We start from the raw sequence: 23227 nt of genomic DNA on the forward strand, positions 1-23227 counted from the left end.
TGATGCCCGACCGCAGCACAGAGACGGAGTTTCCAGGCGATGGCCGGTGAGACGGTAACCACGGTGGTCGGCAACCTGACGGCCGACCCGGAACTGCGCTTCACGCCCTCCGGTGCGGCGGTGGCGAACTTCACCGTCGCCTCGACGCCGCGGTTCTACGACCGCCAGGCAGGCGAGTGGAAGGACGGCGAGGCGCTGTTCCTGCGCTGCAACATCTGGCGACAGGCCGCGGAGAACGTCGCCGAAACCCTCACCCGCGGGATGCGTGTGGTGGTGCAGGGGCGGCTGCGCCAGCGTTCCTTCGAGACGAAGGAGGGCGAGAAGCGCACCGTCGTCGAGATGGAGGTCGACGAGGTCGGCCCCTCGCTGCGCTACGCCACGGCCAAGGTCAACAAGATCAGTCGCGGCGGTGGTTCGGGAGGCGGCTCCGGCGGCTCCGGCGGAGACGACCCCTGGAGCTCCGCTCCACCGGCCGGTTCGGGTAGCGGTTTCAGCGACGAACCGCCCTTCTAGCCAGGGTGGAACACCACGGTCCGGCGGTTCGCCCGTCCGGAGTGTGGCCATACCGTTCCGCGAATGCCCGGCCGCGACCGGTGTACGGAGACGACTCCGGTCTCGCGGCCGAACGAAAGCCCTCTACGGAGTTCTCGCTCTCTTCAAAGGAGCAAGCACATGGCCAAGGCGCCCGTGCGCAAGCCGAAGAAGAAGGTCTGCGCCTTCTGCGACGACCAGAACGTCCTGAGCATCGACTACAAGGACACCACGCTGCTGCGTAAGTACATCTCCGACCGCGGGAAGATCCGCGCGCGTCGTGTGACGGGCAACTGCAGCCAGCACCAGCGGGATGTCGCCATCGCGGTCAAGAACGCCCGCGAGATGGCGCTGCTGCCGTACACCTCGACCGCCCGGTAAACCGAGACTTCCGGCCACGGCCCCGGGACTTCGCGTGCGGAACGCGCTCCGGTCTACTCCGGGTCGGTCGGGCGCGGGCTCGTTGCCCCGGTCCGGCGTTCGCGGAATCCGCACGACAACATCGACCGACTGCTCGGTGCATTCCCGCTTCGGTCGTTTACGGGGCCGGGGTTTGACCTCGGTTCGGCTTTGAAAGGAGACACGCCGTGAAGATCATCCTGACCTCGGACGTGAGCGGTCTCGGCGCCTCGGGCGACTCCGTCGAGGTACGTGACGGCTACGCCCGCAACTACCTGCTGCCGCAGGGCATGGCCATCGTGGCCACCAAGGGCGCGCAGAAGCAGGTCGAGTCGATTCGCCGCTCCCAGGAGAACCGCCGCGTTCGCGATCTGGAGCACGCCAGGGAGCTTCAGGAGCAGCTGCAGAACATGGGGATGGTGCAGCTGTCCAAGAAGGTATCCAAGAAGGGCAAGCTGTTCGGCTCGATCACCGAGTCCGATGTGACTTCCGCCGTCCGCCAGGCCGGTGGCCCCAGCCTGGACAAGCGTTCCATCGAGCTGAAGGGCAACGTGAAGTCGCTCGGCAAGATGGCCGTCGGTGTCCGGCTGCACCCGGACGTCTACGCCTCGATGTACGTCGAGGTCAATCCGGGCGGCTGACTTCGCCACGTGAGTTCCGCGCGGTGCGCGGTCGTTCGTTCACCGCGCGGAACCACTCGAGAATCCGCTTGCGCTCACAACGGTGTTCATCCTGCCGTAGCGGGGCGGTTCCACGACTCACGTCATTCGGACCGGCAGGTCCGGGGCACCGGCGGACGAACAGTTGTCCCCATGAGCTATCCACAAGCTATCCACAGGCTTTTACCTGGGATAGCTTCCTGTGAGGGTCGAGTTTTCCCCAACTTGTCCACAGCGTGCGTCTTCAGGTTGGCGTAGTTTCCACATGGGACAAAGCTTGTCCACAAGCTGTTCGTGGGGGCGGGCGTCCGCGCGCGCGGACCGTCCGAGCACACACGTGCGGCGGTTCCGCTCCCGGACGTCCACCGCGACACCACCGGAACCGGTGACGTCGTCACGACCACCCGCTCGAACGAGTCCGATGTCGGTCGTTGCCTCGACGGGCGCGGGTGGCGAGTATGGCCGGACTACAGCTCGCAGCTCTGCGTCCAGGAGGTGGCAGTAACCCGTGTCGTTGTCCGACGAACGCGGAGCGGATCCGTCCTCCAACGGCAAGGGCGGTTCCGGCCCGGACGGAAGCGTCGACCGCCAGCCACCGCAGGACGTCGCCGCCGAGCAGTCCGTGCTCGGCGGAATGATGCTGAGCAAGGACGCCATCGCCAACGTCATCGAGATGCTCCGCCCGCAGGACTTCTACCGTCCTGCCCACCACGCGATATACGACTGCGTCCTCGACCTGTACGGACGCGGCGAACCCGCCGACCCCATCACCGTCTCGGCGGAACTGGAACGACGCGGCGAACTGGGCAGAGTGGGCGGCGCACCGTACCTGCACACCCTGATCCAGACGGTGCCGACGGCGGCCAACGCCAACTACTACGCCGAGATCGTCTCCGAGAAGGCGATACTCCGCAGGCTCGTGGAAGCCGGAACCAGGGTCGTCCAGTACGGCTACAACGGCGCCGAGGGCGCCGCCATCGAGGAGGTCGTGGACCGGGCGCAGGCCGCCATCTACGACGTGACCGAGCGCCGCACCTCCGAGGACTACGCGGCGCTGGAAGACCTGCTGCAGCCCACGATGGACGAGATCGACGCCATCGCCTCGCGCGGCGGGGAGTCGCAGGGGCTGCCGACCGGCTTCGTCGACCTCGACGGCGTGACCAACGGACTGCACCCCGGGCAGATGGTGATCGTCGCGGCGAGGCCCGGCGTCGGCAAGGCGCTTGCTCTGGACACCCCACTGCCCACTCCGGACGGTTGGACCACCATGGGGACGGTCTCCGTCGGGGACGAACTGCTCGGCGCCAACGGAAACCCGGTGCGGGTCGTCAACGCGACCGAGGTCATGCACGGCCACACCTGCTACGAAATCGAGTTCTCGGACGGAACCGCCGTCGTGGCCGACGCCCAGCACCAGTGGACCCTGCGGGACGGCGGCGTGCGGACCACGGCGACGCTGCACGACGAGCAGAGCGGGGAACTGCCCGAGCACGCCGCTCTCGACCTGGAGCAGCGCGATCTCCCCGTTCCGCCCTACTCACTGGGCGTGTGGCTGGCCGCGGGCGATCCGGAGACCGGTGAACTCACCGGTGTCCCCGCCGAGGTCCTGGCCGATCTCGAACCGGAGGGGGTCGACAGCGCCGGTGACCGTCCCGTCGTCGACGAGGACACCGCCGCGAAGCTCTCCGAGCTGGGTGCCCGGCGTCAACCGGACGTTCCCGTCGAGTACCTCCGTGCCAGCCAACGACAGCGCCGCGACCTGCTGGCCGGGCTGGCCGACGCCGCAGGCGACGTGGCCGAGGACGGACGAGTGCGGCTGCGGGTGCGCGAGTCCCTCTCCGTGCGGGTGCGCGAGCTCGTGCTCACCCTGGGGAGTCCGTGCACGGCCACCGTGGACACTGCGGCCGCGGAGACGGCTCCGACCACCCTGCTCGTCTTCGACAGCGGACAGGACCAGGTGTTCCGGATCCCCGAGAAGGTCGAGCAGCACAAGCGACGCCGCGCCGAGGGGGCGGCGACCAGGCACGTCGTCGCCGTCCGCCCTACCCGCAGCGTCCCGGTGCGCTGCGTCGAGGTGGACTCCTCCGACCGGCTCTACCTGGCCAGCCGCTCGTTCCTGCCCACCCACAACTCGACCCTCGGGCTGGATTTCGCCCGCGCCGCCTCCATCAAGAGCGGCGCTGCCAGCGTCATCTTCTCGCTGGAGATGGGGCGCACCGAGATCGTGATGCGGATGCTCTCGGCGGAGGCCCGCATCCGGCTCGGCGACATGCGCGGGGGGCGGATGACCGACGAGGACTGGACGCGGCTGGCGCGTCGCATGAGCGAGATCAACGAGGCGCCGCTGTTCATCGACGACTCGCCGAACCTGACGATGATGGAGATCCGGGCCAAGGCCCGGCGGCTCAAGCAGCGCAACGACATCAGCCTGATCGTGGTCGACTACATGCAGCTGATGACCTCGGGCAAACGCGTCGAGTCCCGCCAGCAGGAGGTCTCCGAGTTCTCCAGGAACCTCAAGTTGCTGGCGAAGGAGCTCGAAGTGCCGGTGGTGGCGATCTCCCAGCTCAACCGTGGTCCCGAGCAGCGCAACGACCGGCGTCCCCAGCTCTCGGACCTGCGCGAGTCGGGCAGCCTGGAGCAGGACGCCGACGTGGTGATCCTGATCCACCGCCCGGACGCCTTCGAGCGCGACGACCCCCGCATGGGCGAGGCCGATCTGATCCTGGCCAAGCACCGTGCCGGTCCCACCGAGACGGTCACGGTCGCCCACCAGCTGCACTACAGCCGCTTCGTGGACATGGCCCAGGAGTAGCGCTCGGCGGTCCGTCCGCCGGGTGCTGCCGCACGGGACCGGACTCGCCGGAGTCCTGCTCAGAACCGCCCTGGTCAGAGCCTGCGGTGCATGATGTGCAGCCCGACGAGCCCCTTCTCCGGGTGCTCGAAGGCCTCGGGAACGGTGGTCAGTATCTCGAATCCCAGTGAGAGCCACAGCTCGACGGCACCGGTGTTCGTCTCCACCACCGCGTTGAACTGCATCGCACGGTAACCATCGGCGCGGGCCTGCTCCACCACGTGCTCGCCGAGCGCGCGCCCGACCCCCTTGCCGGAGTGGTCCGGGTCGACCATGAACCCGGCGTTGGCCACGTGCGCCCCCGGACCCGCGTGGTTCGGATGCGTCTCGGCCGTGCCCAGCACGGTTCCCCGCTCGTCGACGGCGACGAAGGTCCGCCCGGGGGACTGGCGCATCCAGGACGCGCGGGCGGCCGGTTCGGCGATGTCGCGCGGCCAGCAGAAGGTCTCCCCGGCCGAGACGATGTGACGCAGGAACTTCCAGATCGAGGGCCAGTCGTCGGCCACCGCTTCTCTGACACGCACGACACCAGGGTCCCGCACCCCTTCCGTCCCCCGAACAACGCCCGGCCGCTGCTCGGTCTCGGAGCCCCGAGGCCGGGCGCCGCCCGGGGTTCCGCCAAGGGCACCCACGCGAACCGAGCCGACGCTCCCTCAGTCGAGCAGTTCGGCGAGGGCGCGGGGGAGCTCCTCGATCCCTTCCAGCCTGGTCCGGGCGAGCCCCAGCGCGTCCTCGGCCGGCGGGAAGTGCGGGTTCGGGACGGCGACGACGGTGGCTCCGGAGGCCGCTGCGGCGCGCAGCCCGTTGCTCGAGTCCTCCACGGCCACGCACTCCTCCGCGGGCACCGCCAGTCCTTCGACCGCACGCAGGTACACATCGGGGGCGGGTTTCCCGGCTCGCGTCTCCTCGCTGGAAACGGTGTGCCGCACGACGTCGCCCAGGCCGGTCGCGTCCAGGAAGGCCCGGATTATGCGGGGCGGGGCGGAACTCGCGATCGCCGTCGGGAACCGACCGCCGAGCTCGCGGACCGTTTCCGCCGCTCCGGGAATCACCGGGGGGTCGGTCTCGTAGTGCTTGCCCATCCGGTCGATGACGGTCTCGGCGACCCGCTCCGGGGAGAGCCGCACTCCCAGCTCCGTGACCAGGTACTCGGACCATTCCGGGGTGCTCATCCCCATCATGGCCCCGGTTGCCCCCTCGGCCCATCTCCCACCGAACTCGTGGGTGACCTCGCGCCGGATCCGGTCCCAGAGGTGCTCGGAGTCGACGAGCACCCCGTCGAGATCGAAAAGGATCGCGCGCGGTTCTCCGCTGCTGACTGCCACGGGACGATGCTATTTCGCCCGCACCGCGGAGGCCACCGCCGCGGTTCCCCGGTGAGCTTGCTCAAACCGGCTGGCCTCGGAACGCGCAAAAAGTTAGCGTTGCAAACGAAATACTTTGTCTAATCGAGGAGCACGTCGCCGATGAGCGCGTCATCAGACGTCCGGTTGCTCGAAGTCTTCAAGGGACAGCCCAAAGCGGTCTGGATCACGGCCTTCGCCGCCGTGATCGCCTTCATGGGCATCGGCCTGGTCGACCCGATCCTGCGTTCCATCGCGGAAGCGCTCGACGCCGGGCCCGAACAGGTGACGCTGCTGTTCTCCTCCTACCTCGGCGTCCAGGTGATCGCCATGCTGATCACGGGGGCCTTCAGCGCCCGCTTCGGGGCGAAGCGGACCGTGGTCACGGGGTTGGCGCTGATCGTGCTCGCCACGCTGGCCTGCGCCCTGGCCGGTTCGGTCGTTCAGCTCGTGGCGCTGCGTGCGGTCTGGGGGCTCGGCAACGCCCTGTTCATCGCCACGGCCCTCTCGGTGATCGTCGGCGCGGCCAGCGGTGGCCAGCAGGCCGCGATCCTGCTCTACGAGGCGGCGCTGGGCATCGGACTGTCCACGGGACCGCTGCTCGGAGCGCTGCTCGGACACCTGTCCTGGCGCGGCCCCTTCGCCGGAACCGCGGTGCTGATGGCCGTCGCGCTCATCCTCTCCGTGGGCTTCCTGCCCTCCGACGGCGGAAAGAGCAGGGACCCGATCAAGCTGCTGGACCCGCTGCGCGCCCTGCGCCACGGAGCGCTGCTGCGCACCTCGATCGGCTCCGCGCTGTACACCGCCGCGTTCTTCACCGTGCTCGCCTGGTCCCCCTTCGTGCTCGAGTTCGGCGCCATAGCCGTCGGTCTGGTGTTCTTCGGCTGGGGAATCTGCGTGGCCGTCGCGGGCGTGACCCTGGCCCCGCGGCTGGCCAACCGGCTCGGCGAGCTCGGCGGAACGGTGCTGGCCGTGCTCATGTACGCCGCCCTGCTGGCGATCATGACCATCGACAACAAGACCGTGCTCATCGTGGCCATCGTGGTCAGCGGACTGGCCTCGGGACTGCTCAACACGCTGTTCACCGGGAGCGCCATGAGCGTGAGCAAGGCACCCCGCCCCGTGGCCAGCGCGGGGTACAACTTCTGCCGCTGGCTGGGTGGTGCGCTGGCCGCGACGCTCGTCAGCCACATCGCGACCTGGTTCGGCTCACCGCAGGCGCCGTTCGCCGTGGGTGCCGTCGCCTGCCTGATAGCCGCCGGACTGCTCGCCGTCGGCCTCCGCTCCGGCCGAACCGATCCGCACGAGGTCCCGCAGGAAGCCGCGGTCGTGGGCGAGGAGCTCTGAGGGGCGTACCGGACGGCCGCACCCGCGACACGCCCGGCATCGGAGCATCCCCCGAGCGGGCCCCGTCGAAGGGGGCGGAGCGAACGACCGCGCTTCGCCTCCTTCGAAGCGGCGCAGTGCCATCACTCACGGTGACCACATTCCGGTCATTCACCCACCCAAAGCAACAGATGTTCCCCGATACGAGTGAGTAATTGCCAACCACGGGTAACGAATTCGCTCGCAGTTCACCTCCGAGAAGTCGCGACATCGCCTGATCCGCATAGCCTCGGTGCGTTCCCGATCGATGCTGTGGAAAGGCAGGAGATGTCCACCAACCCAGCCGACCAGCGCGCGATCCCGTTGCCGCTGGCCCCCCACCACTCCGCCAGCCGATCGGCGGTCACCTGCGAATACCGCTGCGGCAACGCCTGCTCGCACGACGCACCGAACACCTCGGCCAACACGTACTTCGGCGACGTCGTCCGGCGCGCTCTCGACAGACGCGGTGTCCTGCGGGCGGGCGCGGTGCTGTCCTTCGCGGCGGGGCTGACGGCCGCCACCGGACTCCCGGCCGCGGCACGTGGGAAGAACCCCGGTTCCACCCCCGCGCCGGCGGGCATCGACTTCGATCCGGTCCCCCCGAACACTCAGGACCGGGTGGTCGTCCCGGAGGGCTACGAACAACAGGTCGTCATCCGGTGGGGCGACCCGGTGCTGCCCGGAGCCCCCGAATTCGACTTCGAGAACCAGAGCGAGACCGCCCAGCAGGGCCAGTTCGGCTACAACAACGACTTCGCGGGCCTGATCCCGCTGGACGGCGCGGGCGTCCACAGCCTGCTGGTGGTAAACCACGAGTACACCACCGAAACCCACATGTTCGGCGACTACGACCCGGAGAACCCGACCGAGGAGCAGGTCCGGATCGCCTGGGCCGCGCACGGGCAGTCGGTGCTGCTGGTCAAACGTGACCCCGCCCGCGGAGGCCTCACCCCGCTTCCCGGCCGGTACAGCAGGCGCATCACGCTGAACACCGAGTTCGCCGTCCGCGGACCCGCCGCCGGAAGCGAACTGCTGCGGACCTCCGCCGACCCGGAGGGATCCCGCGTTCGCGGCACGCTCAACAACTGCGCGGGCGGCGTCACCCCGTGGGGAACGATCCTCTCCGGCGAGGAGAACTTCCACCAGTACTTCGCCCACGCCGACCGGGTGGCGGACCCGGTCGCCAAGCAGCGGATGCGGCGCTACGGAGTCAACACCGGGGCCAGCACCCGCAAGTGGGAACGGTTCGACGAGCGCTGGGACGCGAGCACGGAGCCGAACGAGACGAACCGGTTCGGCTGGATCGTCGAGATCGACCCCAACGACCCGAACTCCACACCGGTCAAGCACACCGCGCTCGGACGCTTCAAGCACGAGGGGGCGACCGTCCGCATCGCCGAGGACGGCCGCGTGGTCGCCTACATGGGCGACGACGAGCGGTTCGAGTACATCTACAAGTTCGTCTCGAGCGGCAGGGTGAAGAAGGGCCGCAGCGCCCACGCCCGGCGGCACAACATGTCGCTGCTGGACGAGGGCACGCTCTACGTGGCCAGGTTCTCGGGCAACAGTCCCGCCGCCGAGATCGACGGCAGCGGCGAACTGCCCTCCGACGGCGAATTCGACGGCGCGGGCGAGTGGCTCCCGCTGGCCACGGGAACCACCTCGCACGTGCCGGGTTTCACGGCCGAGGAGGTCTACGTCTTCACCAGGCTCGCGGCCGACCGGGCCGAGGCCACGAAGATGGACCGGCCGGAGGACATCGAGCCCAACCCGGTCAACGGGCGGGTGTACTGCGCCCTTACCAACAACTCCAACCGGGGCGCACCGGAGCACGCTCCCGCCGACGAGCCCAACCCGCGCACGGGCAACAAGCACGGCCACGTGCTGGAGCTCGCCGAGAAGTCCGACGATCCCACCGCGACGAAGATGGAGTGGCGGTTGCTGCTGGTCTGCGGTGATCCGCAGCAGGGCGACACCTACTTCGGAGGGTTCGACAAGGACCAGGTCAGCCCCATCTCGTGTCCGGACAACGTGACCTTCGACCGGCACGGAAACCTGTGGATCGCCACCGACGGCAACGAGCTGGGCTCGCACGACGGCCTGTTCGCGGTGCCCGTGGGAGGTCCCTCCAGGGGGCACGTCAAGCAGTTCCTCACCGTTCCCAACGGAGCCGAGACGTGCGGACCGATCGTCACCGACGACCTCGTGACCGTCTGCGTCCAGCACCCCGGCGAGAACGGCCCCGGAGCGGAGAACCCCGGTTCGCACTGGCCGGACGGAGGCCGGACACAGCCCCGACCCTCGCTGGTGGCCGTCTGGCGCACCGACGGACACCACGTCGGGGAGATCGGCGAGCGCTGACGTCGGCACGACCGGCCGCGGGGCCGCGCACCCGGGCCTCGCGGCCGGTCCGGACACCGCCGGAACACCGCACGCCACTGCCGGGGGACGCGGCGGTGCCGTTGGGGAGAGCGCTACTGTATCGATGATGACTTCACGACCGACAGCACTGGTCACGGGCGCTTCACGCGGAGTCGGGGCGGCCGTGGCCCGCTCGTTGTCCGACACGCACGACGTACTGCTCGGCGGGCGGGACGAACAGGCGCTGCACAAGATGGCGCAGGACATCCCCGGATCCCAGCCGTGGCCGGCCGAACTCACCGACTACGACGGCATCGCCGAAGCGGCCGCGGGCATCGACCACCTCGACGTGCTGGTGCACAGCGCGGGGATGGTCGAGATCGGCTCCGTTTCCGAAACGGGTGTGGACTCGTGGCGGCGCACCTTCGAGCTGAACCTCTTCGCGGTCACCGAGTTGACCCGGACCCTGCTTCCCGCGCTGCGCGCCGCCTCCGGGCACGTCGTGCTGGTCAACTCGGGCGCGGGGCTGGCCGCGAAGCCGAACTGGGGCTCCTACGCGGCCAGCAAGTTCGCCCTGCGGGCCTACGCCGACGTGCTGCGCGGTGAGGAGTCCGCCAACGGACTCCGGGTCACCTCCGTCTTCCCCGGACGCGTGGCCACCGACATGCAGCGCGAGGTACGGGAGTCCGAGGGCGGCTCCTTCGAACCGGAGCGCTACCTGCGGCCGGAGTCGGTGGCCGACTCCGTCGTCTCCACGGTCCGTGCCGGTTCGGACGCCCACATGACGGAGATCGTGCTGCGTCCGAACGACTGATAACTCACAGCGGAACTCTGCTGAGCTGGCCGGGTAGCCGTCACGCGAGTCGGCGCCTCGCTGCGTTGCAGGGCATCCCGAGTAGCGGCCTACACCACGTGCCCTGCCGCCTCGCAACGCATCCGAACCACGCACCGGGGGCCGTGCTCGACGTGGGCCGAAGCACCCGCGCCGGACGAAGCCCTTCGCCGGAAGTTCCGCAGGCGGGCCCGCGGATCGGTTTGCTCGGCGGTGCCGGTTGATCGGGTGGTGACAAGCGGCTGCGTCGCTTGACCGACTACCGGCCCAACCGAGCGAGCGCTCGCCCGAATCCGTGCGGACACCGACGGAGAGCCCCTCGCGCGGAAACCTCCGTCAGCCTTCGATCCGTTTGGCGGCCGATCGCGCGGCCTCCTGCACCTCGGCCCGTTCGACGCCGGTGGGTTCCCCGTTCCGCAGCACCGACTCACCGGCCACCCACACGTCGCGGACGCACTCCGCGCCGGCCGCCCAGACGAGATTGGACAGAATCCGCTCGTCCGTGGTGTCCACACCGCACACGAAGGCCGGGTTGTCCGTGTCCACGTGCACCACATCGGCCCAGCGCCCGCTCTCCAGCGCGCCGATGTCGTCCCGGTGCAGAGCTCGGGCTCCACCGCGCGTCGCGGCCAGCAGTGCGGCAGCCGAACCGAGCGCGGTGGCGTCCCCCGTGCTCAGCCTGGCGAACATCCCCGCGAGCTGGATCTCCTCCCACAGGTCGAGGTCGTCGTTGCTGGACGGCCCGTCGGTACCGAGCCCCACCGGAACGCCCGCTTCGAGCAGTTCGGTGAGCCTCGCCGTCCCGGAGGCCAGCTTCGCGTTGGAACCGGGGCAGTGCGCCACTCCGGCACCGCTCTCGGCCAGGACGCGGATGTCCTCCTCGTCCAGGTGCACTCCGTGCGCGGCCAGCACCCTTCCGTCCAGCACCCCCAGTTCGGCCAGCAACTTCGGGACGGACCCGTAGGAGCGGCGTTGTTCGGTGTCCTCGTCGGCCGTCTCGGCGACGTGGGTGTGCACGAGAGCGCCGCGTTCACGAGCCTGCTCCCCGATGACGCGCAGGGCCTCCGGAGGAAGGGTGTAGGCGGAATGGGGGCCGTAGGCCAGTTCTATCCGCTCCCCCGGACCGAAGCGCAGTCCGTCCGTGTCGATCCAACGGCTGATGTCCTCGACCATTCGCCGCCAACCGCCGAGCTCGCCCAGGTCGGGCGTCGCGATCACCGCCGGAGCTATCACGGCGCGCGAACCGACTTCGAGCACCGCCTCGGCGACCGACTCGCCGGAGAAGTACATCTCGCTGCTCGTGGTGACCCCCGACCGCAACATCTCCAGACTCCCGAGCCTCATCCCGGCCCGAATGTCCTCCGGGCCGAGCTTCGACTCCGCGGGCCAAACCACTTCGCGGAGCCACCTGAGCAACGGCATGTCCCCGCCCATCCCCCGCAGCAGTGTCATGGGGCTGTGCGCGTGGGCGTTCACCAGACCGGGCAGCAACATGCCCGCGCAGTCCAGCACCGCTGTGCCCGGGTCGATTTCGGGGGCCTGTTCCCGCGGACCGCAGTGGGAGATCCTGCCCTGCTCGTCGATGTCCACGACGGCGTCTCGCAGCACCGAACACCGCGGATCGCAGGGAAGCACCAGAGGGGCACGCAGACGTCGAGCGATCGGCATATCCACATTCTCACCGATCAGGGCCCGATCGAGTTCACCACCTGGAACATAACCAACCCCGCGGTGATCATGCCGACGACGAGCAGCGCACAAACGACGTTGTCCCAGCCGAACCACGAATACGGACGCACACCACGCGAACCCCGGATCGGCACGGCCCCGGACCGCAAGAGCCGTTCCCGAACCACGGCGCTCGGCAGCGGCGAACCAATCGGCAGCTGTTGTGTCATGGGCCCAGCATGCGGCCGGTGGAGCTCCGCACACCTCGGCTCTTCGGCCGGGCGAACTCCTACTATCGGTCAGAACACGCGGCGGGGAACTCGGCTCATCGGCCGAGCCGTCACCCCCCGCCCGAACGCTCCCGGAACTCCCCGTGCCGCCCCCGCGCCGAACCGGCCCGGTCCGGCAACGGCCTCAATCGGCCATCAAACCGGTCCGCCACGCCCAGGCAGCGGTCTCGACGCGATTGCGCGCACCGATCTTTCCCTGCACCGCGGCCAAATGGGACTTCACCGTGGACAGCGACATGTACAACCGACCGCTCACCTCGGTGTTGGTCAGTCCGCTTGCGACTTCGCGAACCACGTCCCGTTCCCGCTCGGTGAGTTCGTCGCTCGGCCGGTCCGACTCGCGCGCTCCTCCGGAAGGGGCTCCTCCGTTGAAGTGCCTGAGCAACCGGACGGTGATCTGGGGCGAGACCATCGCGTCCCCGCGCTCCGCCGCGTGAACGGCCTCGACCAGCAGCGCGGGGCCCGCGTCCTTGAGCAGGAAACCACTGGCCCCGTTGGCGAGCGCGGTGGCGACGTACTCGTCGAGGTCGAAGGTCGTGACGACGACGACCCGCACCGGGTCGCTCACCCCGGACCCGGCCAACCGGCGGGTGGCCTCCAACCCGTCGGTCCCGGGCATCCGGATGTCCATCAGACAAACGTCCGGACGCAGCTCCCGCGCGAGCCGCAGGGCGTCGTCCCCGTTGCCGACGTCGCCGACGACCTCGATGTCCTCCTCGCCGTCCAGGATCATCCGGAAACCGGCGCGCACCATTTCCTGATCATCGGCTATCAGGACCCGGATCATGGCCGTCCTCTCCCCGCTTCCGACTCGGTCAGCGGCAGCCGGGCCTCGACCTGCCAACCGCTCCGCGGAGCGGGCCCCGCGGCCAACGTGCCGCCGAGCAGCTCGATTCGTTCCCGCATACCAACGAGACCGTATCCCCCGGAGCCTCCGGCCGGACTCCCACCACCGGGCGAACCGTCGTCCTCCACCCGGACAAGCAGCTCCCGGGCGACGGTGCGCACGGTGACGTCGACCACCGACACGTCGCGGCCGTGCTTCTCGGAGTTCGTGACGGCCTCCTGCACCAGCCGCAGAGCCGAGCGCGCCACTTCCTGCGGGACCTCGGTCGCCAGCTCCACCTCGAGTCGCGTCCCGACCCCCGTGCCGGCCGCGCCGTCGCGCTCGACCAGCTCGCGCAGGTCCGCTCGCAGGTCCGTGCTCGGGTGCCCGCCGATCCCCCCGGAAGCCGACGACTCGGCATCGCGCATGCTGCCCACCAACCGCCGCATCGCGGTGAGCGCCTCGGTACCGCTGGCCGAGATCCGTTCCAGCGACTCGCGCGCCGCCTGCGGGTTCCGCTCCGCGACCGTGAACCCGGCCTGGGCCTGCACCACGATTCCGGTGACGTGGTGCGCGACCACGTCGTGCAGTTCGCGGGCCAGCGCCATCCGTTCGGCGTGCTGCGCGTCGGCCACGGCAGCGCTCACGCCCCGGGACCGCTCCTCGTCGCGGGCGCGGAAGTACATCCCCGTGCTCACCGACAGCACCAGCAGCACACCCCCCATGAACAGCGGGTTGAGAATCGCCTGGGACGCGTTGCCGTACAGCTCCCGCGGCATGAGAACCACGCCCGCGACGGCCGCCGAAACCAGTGCCGCCGTGGCGACGGCCGCCTCCCGCGCCGGGCGGAGACGCACCGCGAAGGCGACCAGCAGCATCCCGGAGGCTATGACGGGCAGGGGAAGGGCACCGAGGAAGTAGGTGTTGCCCTCGATCCCGAAGAGCAGGGTCAACCCGACGGTGAGGAACAGGTTCACGGCGCCGAACAGGGCCGCCTGCAACGGTCGCATCGGGGCGAACACGGCCAGTACGGCCATGATCAGACTGCTCGTGAACAGGATCACCCTGCCGAGCGGCACCACGCCGAACTCGCTGGAGAACAGCTGGAAGAACAGCAGCACGGACAGCACGGCGATTATCGGCCAGTGCTTGCGCAGCAGAACCGCCGTCGGGTGCTGCGTGGCCGGTCGGTGCCGACCGCCGCGCAGGTAGAGGCCCGTTCCCACCGCGAGCACCAGCTGCAGGAACCCGACCTCGACCACGCGGACCAACGAGATGCCGGAGGGCTCTCCGGCGGGCGAACGCGCGAAAACGGCGAGCAGGCACGCTGCGACCAGGGACGCGGTCACCGGGACGGCCTTGACCCTGGACAGTTCCCGGAAGGAGTGGAGCACGAGCAACATCCCCGCGAAGTTCTCGGCGAACGAGACGTGTCGCAGCACGCCCGGCCCCGGTTCGACCCCCGCGAACCTGGTCAGCGCGGTGGCCAGCACCAGGAAGCTCGCACCGAGCAGTCCGCAGACCACGGGACGGCGGGGAGCGACCAGTGCGAGCAGCACCAGCACCGCGGAAACGACGAGCCCGGGCCAAGCCGCCCCGCCCCGCTCGACGACGAGCAGCACCTCCCCGCACCAGGTGATCGACAACAGCGCGGCGAAGATCCACTGGCTTCGGACGACGGCCGCGAAACGACGCGCGTGCTCCGGAAGGCGCTCCCGCCGAGCGCGCGGGCCCACGATGTCGAAATCCGTCTGGTAGCGCACTGCACGAACCCTAGACGAACCCCGGTGGCGCTCCGCCGGGCGCGTCCCCGCACCGCACGAACCCGATCACCCCGGGGCGACGGCGGCGGAACACCGCCCGAGCAGCCGGAACCGCCGCGGATTCACCCGCGCGGACCGCGCCGACGAACTCGGAAAAGCCACTGTTGTCCGATCGGTCACCAGTGACAACCACATGGCCGATGCAACACACGCCTCCGGAGAGCCAAGCTCTGTGTGGCAGCTCAGGAGAAACGACCGAGACTCCACGCGGAAAGCTCGTACAGCCCCCGACCCGCGCACCGTCCACGCACTCCGAAAGAAGGCCCCCGTGCTGACAACCGTACTGACCGTTCTGGGAACGGCCCTGGCTTTAACGGTACTGGTGCTGATGGCGCTCAGCTCAGTCCTGCCCGATCTCTGGGAGGGGTTCCAGAGCCGCTGAGCGCCCGCTCGGTTCGGGCGAGTGCTCGCTCGGCCGAGTCGGTCGTCGTACAAGCGGCGAAGCCACTTTCCACAGCCTTCGGAGCGATCAGACGTCGAAACGGCGTCAGCGACGCTCGAATATCAGATCGTGCACCGCTCGCCCCTCGGAATGAGCACGTTCTTCGAACTTGGTGACCGGTCGCCACTCCGGACGCGGCGCCCAGCCACCGGGATGATCGGCGAAACCGTTGCGCAGTTCGGGCCGGGCGGTGCAGACCTCCATCATCTGCTCGGCGTAGTCCTGCCAGTCGGTCGCCAGGTGCAGCACTCCTCCTTCCCGCAGCCTCGAGGCCACCAGTTCGACGAACTCGGGCTGAACCAGCCGACGCTTGTGGTGACGTTTTTTGGGCCAGGGGTCGGGAAAGAAGATCCGCACCTCCGCCAGCGACCCCGGAGGCATGTGCTCGCGCAACAGCACGGTCGCGTCACCGCGCAGCAGGCGGAGATTGTCGATTCCCATTTTCTCGGCACGCAGGAGCAACTGCGCCAACCCCGGCTTGTACACCTCAACCGCGAGGTGGTCGAGATCCGGCCGGGCTGCGGCCAGTTCCGCTGTCGTCTCCCCCATGCCGGAGCCGATCTCCAGAACCAGCGGCGCGGAGCGGCCGAACCAACCGGTCGTGTCCAGTGACCCCTCGGGAAGTTCGGACACCTCACAGCCGAACTCGTCCCAATACCGGTCCCAGGCACGTTGTTGCCCGGCTGTCATCCGTTCACCGCGCCGCACGTAGCTGACAACCGTACGCCGATGGGGAACCTGCTGGTCGGAAGCACTCACGGGAGGTCAGTATCGCAAACTCGACTCCGGTCTCCGAGTTCGACCAGCACTGCCGGGCATCCGATCACCCTTCGAACAGCCCGGCCGAACTCGCCGTCCGCAATGGATCACCAGGACTCGATGCGCGGAAGGAACCCGGACAGCCCGTCGATCCCCGGCTCGGGAACCGGGACCGTTCTACCGCTGTCCACCTGGGCCGGGACGATGTTGAGCCATCCCGGGTGCTGGTCCGTCAGCGTGACGGTGGTCGGGACGGTCATCGGCGGGCGATCGGAGGGAGTGTACTCCCAGTAACCTATCTCACCCGCCGTCGACCACGGCACGAAGATCCAGCCCCGCCGCTTGCTCAACAGGGAGTGCACGGCGTCCTCGAATTCGAAGCCCTCCGCGCGCGTGGAGATCTGGCCCCGCTCCAAGGCGCGCAACCACCAGGGAACCGGTAGTCGCCCTGCCGAACCGTCGAGTCGCCGGAACAGCTCGAGCACGTGTCCTTCCGGTGCGGTGTGCACCCACCCGCACCGCACCGATGCCGGCGAGGTGGCCTCGTCCGCGGACGGGACCGGCTCGGTAGCCAGTGACCACTCCAGGCGAGGTATCGGAATCAGCCGTACATCGTTTTCCTCGTCCTCGCTCACCTCCGCTTTTTGCTCATGCGACGAAAACTCACTCGAAAGAACCACAATTCACCTTCCTCCGCGAGCACCGCGAGAGGGTCTGACGAACACTCGCGGCAAGCACCCCCAGGGGATGCGCCCCGGAAACGGCGCTGGTTCGGGATCGCACCACTCACTTTACGAACTACCACGGACACAAGAGGTAAACACAACCTCTCGAACCGCGGCCCCACCCTCACGCATGGGGGCCATCGATAGTAGCGCAGAACCAATCGAACCGTAATCACAGCAGCGCGCACAGTGCTCGCCGAGGTTCTCCGTCGCGGTTGTCCCAGTGGCCGCGCGGTTCGGGCGAGCAACCGCTCGGTTTGGCCGGTATTCGGGCAAGCGGCGAAACCGCTTGCCGCCACCTGCGCAACCGACACCGCCGGGGTGTCTCAGGCGCGGGTCTCGCGAGGACAGCCGGCGCGTGGCCACAGGTTCCTGCTCGATGTGGGCGGATCCCGCAGCGAGCCCCCGACCGGGGTTCCCCACCCACGCGGCCGAGCAAACCAACCCGCGCGAGCTCCCGGGTACTCGGTCGGCGGAACCTCCCGCGGGCTCGCGAGTTGGCGCCCCGGCCTCGGGTGGTGACCCACGGGTCGCGCCGGACAGCGGACTTCGGCGCGTAGCTGTCGCCGGGCGAAGAGTTGCGCGCGCTCGACACCGGGCGTGCGTGCTCGAATTCCGCGGTGATCGGCCGATGGACGGGGTTGCGCGGCGAAGCCCCACCAGAAGTGATCAGGGCCAGGGCCGTCCCCCGAATGACAGCCCTGGCCCTCCCCCGTCCCGACCGTTAGGCACCCCCGAAGCGCCCGTACAGCCGGTCGATCCGGTTGTGCCAGGACTCACCCCGACAGAGTGCACAGCGGATCGTTACGCCTGTAGTGGTCCCTCTCGGACCAGTTACCGTGATCTTATCGGCCGGGGTGAGCAGTCTCTCCCCCGGGATCGGTAACAGCGCGGAGTCACATGGAGAGCTTTGTTTTTCCTTCGCGTGAAATGTTCACCCGAACAGACGTATTGCACATTCGTTCGAGTAACCGCCTGATGACAAAACGGTCGAAGTTCGGGTTTTCCTCACCCGAGGGAAGGAAAAACTGACGGTGGTGCTCACGCGTCACGCTTGCGAACCGTGACCAAGGCCACCACGAGCAGAACCAACGTGATGGCGAGGAAGTAGACCAGCGAGGCCCACGGTCCGATCGGCATCTCGGAGACGGGCTGACTCATCATGGAGTCCCCACCTCCGCGCATGAACCTGAACGCCGCGGCGAACGGCAACCACTGGTAGATGTCGTCCCCGATGGTGGGCAGCAGCTGGATCAACGACTCGGCCAGCAGCACCCAGATCATGACCAGCGTCACCGCACCGGCCGTCTGGCGTACCAGCGCACCGACGGAAAGGGCGAAGACCGCGGCACCCGCGAACACCAGCCCCACTCCGGCGACCTGCCGCCATTCGGCCGCCGTGTCCAGCACCAGAGCCTGGTCCGAGGTGAGCAGCCACCCCGCGGCCCACGAACCGAAGGCGGCCAGCTCTCCGATCAGGAAGGCCAGCACCGCCACCACGGAGGTCTTGGCCAGCATGACGGCCACGCGGTTGGGCATCGCCTGGAAGGTCGCCCGGATGGTCCCGAACCGGTACTCGGTGGTCACGGCCAGCGCCGCCATCACCATGACCACGATGAGCCCGAACTGGGCGCCCCGCTGGGTCATCCCGACGCTCATCGGGGCCGTGTCCTGGACCTGGGACGCGAACATCGCGGCGAACCCGATGGTCAGCCCCAATGCCGTGACTATGCACCACCACGGGGACCGGGTGGAGAAAAGCTTCATACGTTCGACTGAGATCAATGTCATACGAAAATCCCGTTGGAAAGGTGTGGGCCGGCAGTTCGCTGCGCGAACCCGAACCGCCGCCCCGTGAACGAGTGAACTGTGGATCGGCGAAACCGGACCGGTGGCGAGTCGGCCACCGGCTCAGCTCCGCTTCATTTGTCGGCCGCCGCGAGCGCCCCGTCGCCCGCGTCCCCCGGGAGAGCGGATTCCGGTGATCCGGTGCGGTACTCCACGTCCTGCCCGGTGATCCGCATGAACGCGTCCTCGAGCGAACCGCGCTGAGCGGACAGCTCGTGCAGCACGAAACCGTGCCCCGCCGCGAGCTCGCCGATCCGCTCGGTGGTGGAGTCGGAGACGAGCAGGCTGTCGGGCTCACGGGAGTCCGGGGGCGCCACCGCCATCCCCTGCGCGGTCAGCACCTCCCGCAACCGTTCCGCCTGGGGAGCACGGACCTTGACGGAGGAGCTGCTGGTGCTGTCCACGAACTCCTCGGTGGTGCACTGGGTGATGAGCCTCCCGCGGCCGACCACCACCAGCTCCTCGGCCGTCTGCGCCATCTCGGAGAGCAGATGACTGGAAACCAGGACGGTACGTCCCTCGGCGGCCAGCCGTTGCATGAACCGGCGGATCCAGTTGATGCCCTCGGGGTCCAAGCCGTTCACCGGTTCGTCGAACATCAGGATGTCCGGGTCGCCGAGCAGAGCCGTCGCGATCCCGAGACGCTGGGACATGCCGAGCGAGAAACCGCCGGCCTTGCGGCGTGCCACTTCGGTGAGCCCGACGGTGTCCAGCACCTCGTCCACTCGCTTCGTGGGGATTCCGTTGGAACGCGCCATCCACTTCAGGTGCGCGTACGCCGAACGGTTCGGGTGAACCCATTTCGCGTCCACCAGGGCTCCGACCGTGCGCAGCGGATTCCTCAGGTCGGTGTAGCGCTTGCCGTCGAAGAGGACCTCGCCCGCCGTGGGCCGGTCCAGTCCGAGCATCATGCGCATGGTGGTCGACTTGCCGGCGCCGTTCGGACCGAGAAAACCGGTCACCTTGCCGGGTTTGACGGTGAACGACAGATCGTTCACCGCGACCGTCGAACCGTAGCGTTTGGTGAGGCCCACAGCCTCGATCATCTTCACTCCTGGACGGACTCGGTGACGGCCGGAACGAACGATCCGAGTTCCGGCCCCATGCCACACGCCAGGTTGCCCGACGATCGGGGGCGCGCGCGTCAACCTTCGGTCTAAAACCGAATAGTCTTCAAGTCGTACTTCCGCCCCGGACACTCTCGGGGCGCGGCCAGGCCGGCGGGCTCAACCGAGCGGGAACCAGCGCTCCAGCGCCGTGACCAGACCGTCCTCGGTGACCGCACCGGTCACCTCGTCGGCGGACAGCCGCACCGTGGCGGGAGCCTGCCCCATGGCCACCCCGTGCCGGGCCCAGTCCAGCATCCGGATGTCGTTGTCCCCGTCACCGACCGCGAGCGTGTCCTCGGAGCCCACCCCGAGTTCGACCCGCAACTTCTCCAGGGATGCGGCCTTGGTCACCCCGTCCGGGACGACCGTGACCCACGGTTCGTAGTGATCGATCGTGTAAATGCAGCCGGGCAGCTCCACCCCTTCCAACCTTCCCCACACCTCTGCGGGGGAGTGCCCGGCCCAGTTCGCGATGAACCGGGGGACGCGGCTCGCGAGCAGTTCGGGGACACCGCTGCGCCACTGGGGCCCGTGCAGCTCGCCCTCGGCGAAGGGCTCCGTGACCAGACTTCCCGCACCGACCTGCTCAGCCGCGAACAACGCCCCCGGCAGCAGGAGGCTCAGCCGCTCGTGAACGGGCCGCGGGTCGAAGGTCTCCACCGAGACGTCCTCCCTCGTGGCGACGTCGACCCGGACAGCACCGTTGGAGCACAGGGCGTCCCCGGAGCTCATCCCCAGCTCGTCGAGCACGGGCAGGACTCCGAGCATGCTCCTGCCGGTGGCGACGACCACCTGAGCTTCCGCGGCCACTCGGGCCACGGCCTTCCGTACCGGCGCGGATATCGCCCGCGTGGCCGGATCGAGCATGGTCCCGTCCACGTCGAGCGCGACCAGACGCGGCTTCCAACTGGATGTTGCGGTCACACCGGCAGCCTATCCATCACGCGCACCGCCGCAGCCGGAACGTGCGACGTCGCACGAAACGTGCCGAACAACCGCCCGGAGGGCCCCTGGCGAGACCCTCCGGAGGTGGAGCTACTCGCCACCGGGACGCACCAGACCGGTCTCGTAGGCGAGCACCACGGCCTGCACCCGGTCACGCAGTTCGAGCTTGGACAGCACACGCCCGATGTGGGTCTTCACGGTGGCCTCGGAGAGGTGCATGCGTTCGGCGATCTCGCCGTTGGACAGCCCCCGGGCCGTGTTGACCAGGACCTCGCGCTCGCGGTCGGTGAGCACTTCCAGCACGGAGTCGTCCCGGAGCTCACCCCCGGCCGCCCCGAGGAAGCGGTCCAGCAACCGCCTGGTCACGCTGGGCGAGACGACGGCGTCCCCCTCGTGCACGGAGCGCACGGCGGAAACCAGGTCGTCGGGCGGAGTGTCCTTGAGGAGGAAACCGCTCGCCCCGGCCCGCAGGGCGGACAAGGCGTAGTCGTCGAGATCGAAGGTGGTCATCACCAGCACCTTGGCCAGGTCCTCGCCCACTATGAGCTCGGTGGCGCGCACCCCGTCCGTCCCCGGCATCCGAACGTCCATGAGCACCACGTCAGGAGCGTGTTCGCGCGCCTTGTCCACCGCGGAGGCCCCGTCCTCGGCCTCGTCGACCACCTGCACGTCCTCCTGGGAGTCCAGCACCATGCGCAGGCCGACCCTCATGAGTTCCTGATCGTCGACCAGTACCACGCGAACCATGCCGGTCAGCCTATACGCAGGACTCGGTCGTCCCGGTCCGCTCAGGGGTGCGGGTGGCGGAACCTCCCGGGGGCTCTCGCTCCGGGAGCGGCCGTTCCGGCGCTGCCGCGCCGAGGAGCACCGGCGCGCCACCGGAGTCGAACGGGCGCAAGGCTTCGGCTACGGGTTCCCGGAGACGGCTCGCTCCCCCTCCAGCGGGAGGTCGGCGCGCACGCACCAACCACCGTCGGCGTTCGGCCCCGCCTCGAGGTTCCCGCCGTAGACGGTGGCCCGTTCCCGCATCCCGATGACGCCGTTGCCCCCGGACGCCTGCGGAGCCAGCACACCGCGCGCCCCGCTGTCGGACACCTCGATGCGCATGCTGCTGCCCCCCTCCTCCAGCGACACCGTCGCCGTCGCGTTCCACCCCGCGTGCTTGAGCACGTTGGTCAACGACTCCTGCACGATGCGGTAGATGGCCAGCCCCGGTCCGGTCGGGACCCGATCCAGCTCCCCGTTGATCCGCAGGGTCACCGGCAGTCCCAGCGCACGAACGCGTTCCACGAGGTCGCGGACACCGTTCACACCGGGCTGGGGGGAGCGACCCCCGGTGTCGTCCCGCTCCTCCGGGTGGCGCAGCACGTGGAGCAGGCTCCGCAACTCGTTCAGGGCGTCCCTGCCGGTGTTCCCTATGGTCTCCAGAGCCTGCTCCGCCAGCTCCGGTTTCCGCCGAACGGCGTAGGTGGCGCCGTCGGCGTGGGTGACCATCACGCTCACCGAGTGCGCGAGCACGTCGTGCAGCTCCCTGGCTATGCGGTTGCGCTCCTCGGCCACCGCGATCCTGGCCTGCTGGTCCTGTTCGAACTCCAGGCTGCGCAGCCTGCTCTCCGTCGCTTCCTGGTACGCCCTGCGCGCGCCGACGTACTCGCCCAGCACCCAGCAGAACCCGAGTTCGAGCCCCAGCTGGATCGCGAAGAACACGAGGGGCGTTCCCACGTGGGGCTCGCTGAGCAGCGCAGGCGGAACCAGCCACGTCACGGCGACGCCGCAGGCATAGCACGCGGCCGCGCTCCTGCCCACGTAGGCGACCAGGGTGTACAGCATGATCAGCGCCGCGAAGGCGGCCGGGCGGGTGACCATGTCCTGCTGCGTGACCAGCTGCACCAGCAGGCCGAGCAGCATCAGGTAGGCGACCGGCACCGGCAGGGTCCTCCGCAGCACCAGCGGGAGGACCAGCAGCACCCCGGCGAGCACGTCCCAGAACGGGGCGGGGGAGTCGGCGACGGTGTCGCCGAGCGTGCCGCGCATGATCTCGGCCAGCAGCACCAACAGCATCAGCGTGCTGTCCCCCGCGCTCGGGTGGGCGCGCATCCACAGGCTCAGTCTCCGCACGTCCACCCACGGTAGCCCGTTGCGCTGTCCGGACGCGTCGTTCCGCGGCCGAGACCCCTGTCATACCGGAGCAGGGCGGACCGCGCGCCCTCTCGGGGGCGACGTCCCGCCCGGCTTCCGCTCGTCCGAGCGGGTTCCGAGCAGCGCTCCCTCACCCGGCTCAGTGATATTTCGCCCCCGGTCGGCGCCGTACGGCCGTTCGGACTCCCCGAACTGCTCCTGGCGGAGCATTCTCGCCCGACGGTGTTGACGCGGGGTGTGTTCTGCGACACCAATGTTCGTTGATGGTGACTGACGTCCGGTTGTGTTCTTCTCTGTTGCCGAATG

At 68.9% G+C, this 23227-nt stretch carries 20 protein-coding genes; 7 read left to right on the top strand and 13 right to left on the bottom strand.

The window, feature by feature from the left end; all coding sequences use genetic code 11:
- The first annotated feature begins 39 nt into the window (after positions 1–39).
- The 4 genes from FHR84_RS10725 to dnaB all read left to right on the top strand — a co-directional run bounded on the left by FHR84_RS10725 (position 40) and on the right by dnaB (position 4404).
- A complete protein-coding gene (locus FHR84_RS10725; RefSeq protein WP_017977084.1) occupies positions 40–513 on the top strand; it encodes a single-stranded DNA-binding protein in 474 nt (157 codons plus the stop codon).
- 159 nt (positions 514–672) lie between these two features.
- Complete coding sequence (gene rpsR / locus FHR84_RS10730; protein ID WP_017977085.1) at positions 673–912, top strand: 30S ribosomal protein S18; 240 nt, start codon at positions 673–675, stop codon at positions 910–912.
- Between the two features lie 206 nt (positions 913–1118).
- On the top strand, positions 1119–1571 hold the full coding sequence (gene rplI, locus FHR84_RS10735) for a 50S ribosomal protein L9 (protein ID WP_017977086.1): 453 nt from the start codon (positions 1119–1121) through the stop codon (positions 1569–1571).
- 526 nt (positions 1572–2097) lie between these two features.
- Positions 2098–4404, top strand: a complete 2307-nt coding sequence (gene dnaB / locus FHR84_RS10740) for a replicative DNA helicase (protein WP_179535302.1) — start codon at positions 2098–2100, stop codon at positions 4402–4404.
- A gap of 74 nt (positions 4405–4478) precedes the next feature.
- On the opposite strand, the gene FHR84_RS10745 is transcribed toward dnaB, so the two are convergent.
- Together FHR84_RS10745 and FHR84_RS10750 are read right to left on the bottom strand one after the other, a co-directional pair.
- A complete protein-coding gene (locus FHR84_RS10745) occupies positions 4479–4967 on the bottom strand; it encodes a GNAT family N-acetyltransferase (RefSeq protein WP_179535303.1) in 489 nt (162 codons plus the stop codon).
- Between the two features lie 129 nt (positions 4968–5096).
- Complete coding sequence (locus FHR84_RS10750) at positions 5097–5768, bottom strand: HAD-IA family hydrolase (protein WP_179535304.1); 672 nt, start codon at positions 5766–5768, stop codon at positions 5097–5099.
- Positions 5769–5909: 141 nt separating this feature from the next.
- Between FHR84_RS10750 and FHR84_RS10755 the strand changes: the two genes are divergently transcribed.
- From FHR84_RS10755 to FHR84_RS10765, 3 genes are all read left to right on the top strand, one after another.
- Positions 5910–7133: an MFS transporter gene (locus tag FHR84_RS10755; protein WP_179535305.1), complete on the top strand. Its 1224-nt coding sequence runs from the start codon at positions 5910–5912 to the stop codon at positions 7131–7133.
- A 306-nt stretch (positions 7134–7439) separates the two neighbouring features.
- Positions 7440–9515 carry a PhoX family protein gene (locus FHR84_RS10760; protein ID WP_179535306.1) on the top strand — a complete coding sequence of 692 codons (2076 nt, stop codon included), beginning with the start codon at positions 7440–7442 and terminating at the stop codon, positions 9513–9515.
- A 127-nt stretch (positions 9516–9642) separates the two neighbouring features.
- Entirely contained in the window at positions 9643–10329 is a 687-nt protein-coding gene (locus FHR84_RS10765) for an SDR family oxidoreductase (protein ID WP_179535307.1), read from the top strand.
- A 354-nt stretch (positions 10330–10683) separates the two neighbouring features.
- Here FHR84_RS10765 and FHR84_RS10770 read toward each other — a convergent pair whose 3' ends face one another.
- From FHR84_RS10770 to FHR84_RS10820, 11 genes are all read right to left on the bottom strand, one after another.
- A complete protein-coding gene (locus tag FHR84_RS10770; RefSeq protein ID WP_179535432.1) occupies positions 10684–12009 on the bottom strand; it encodes an amidohydrolase family protein in 1326 nt (441 codons plus the stop codon).
- 23 nt (positions 12010–12032) lie between these two features.
- Positions 12033–12245, bottom strand: a complete 213-nt coding sequence (locus FHR84_RS10775) for a hypothetical protein (protein WP_179535308.1) — start codon at positions 12243–12245, stop codon at positions 12033–12035.
- A gap of 184 nt (positions 12246–12429) precedes the next feature.
- Positions 12430–13092 (bottom strand): response regulator, encoded by a 663-nt coding sequence (locus FHR84_RS10780; RefSeq protein WP_179535309.1) that lies wholly within the window; start codon positions 13090–13092, stop codon positions 12430–12432.
- Entirely contained in the window at positions 13089–14894 is a 1806-nt protein-coding gene (locus FHR84_RS23245) for a histidine kinase (RefSeq protein WP_179535310.1), read from the bottom strand. The genes FHR84_RS10780 and FHR84_RS23245 overlap by 4 nt, the downstream gene beginning before the upstream one ends.
- A 547-nt stretch (positions 14895–15441) precedes the next feature.
- The gene (gene trmB, locus FHR84_RS10790) at positions 15442–16155 is read right to left on the bottom strand and encodes a tRNA (guanosine(46)-N7)-methyltransferase TrmB (RefSeq protein WP_179535311.1); all 714 of its coding nucleotides are present in this window, start codon (positions 16153–16155) and stop codon (positions 15442–15444) included.
- Between the two features lie 107 nt (positions 16156–16262).
- On the bottom strand, positions 16263–16790 hold the full coding sequence (locus FHR84_RS10795) for a hypothetical protein (protein ID WP_179535312.1): 528 nt from the start codon (positions 16788–16790) through the stop codon (positions 16263–16265).
- Between the two features lie 1131 nt (positions 16791–17921).
- Positions 17922–18671: an ABC transporter permease subunit gene (locus tag FHR84_RS10800; protein ID WP_179535313.1), complete on the bottom strand. Its 750-nt coding sequence runs from the start codon at positions 18669–18671 to the stop codon at positions 17922–17924.
- 131 nt (positions 18672–18802) lie between these two features.
- Complete coding sequence (locus FHR84_RS10805; RefSeq protein WP_179535314.1) at positions 18803–19774, bottom strand: ABC transporter ATP-binding protein; 972 nt, start codon at positions 19772–19774, stop codon at positions 18803–18805.
- A gap of 180 nt (positions 19775–19954) precedes the next feature.
- On the bottom strand, positions 19955–20761 hold the full coding sequence (locus FHR84_RS10810; protein ID WP_179535315.1) for an HAD hydrolase family protein: 807 nt from the start codon (positions 20759–20761) through the stop codon (positions 19955–19957).
- A 111-nt stretch (positions 20762–20872) separates the two neighbouring features.
- Positions 20873–21529 (bottom strand): response regulator transcription factor, encoded by a 657-nt coding sequence (locus tag FHR84_RS10815; RefSeq protein WP_179535316.1) that lies wholly within the window; start codon positions 21527–21529, stop codon positions 20873–20875.
- A gap of 159 nt (positions 21530–21688) precedes the next feature.
- The gene (locus FHR84_RS10820) at positions 21689–22900 is read right to left on the bottom strand and encodes a histidine kinase (RefSeq protein ID WP_179535317.1); all 1212 of its coding nucleotides are present in this window, start codon (positions 22898–22900) and stop codon (positions 21689–21691) included.
- Positions 22901–23227: the final 327 nt, after the last annotated feature.

It is taken from the genome of Actinopolyspora biskrensis (assembly GCF_013408175.1).
GTDB classification, from domain to species: Bacteria; Actinomycetota; Actinomycetes; order Mycobacteriales; family Pseudonocardiaceae; genus Actinopolyspora; species Actinopolyspora biskrensis.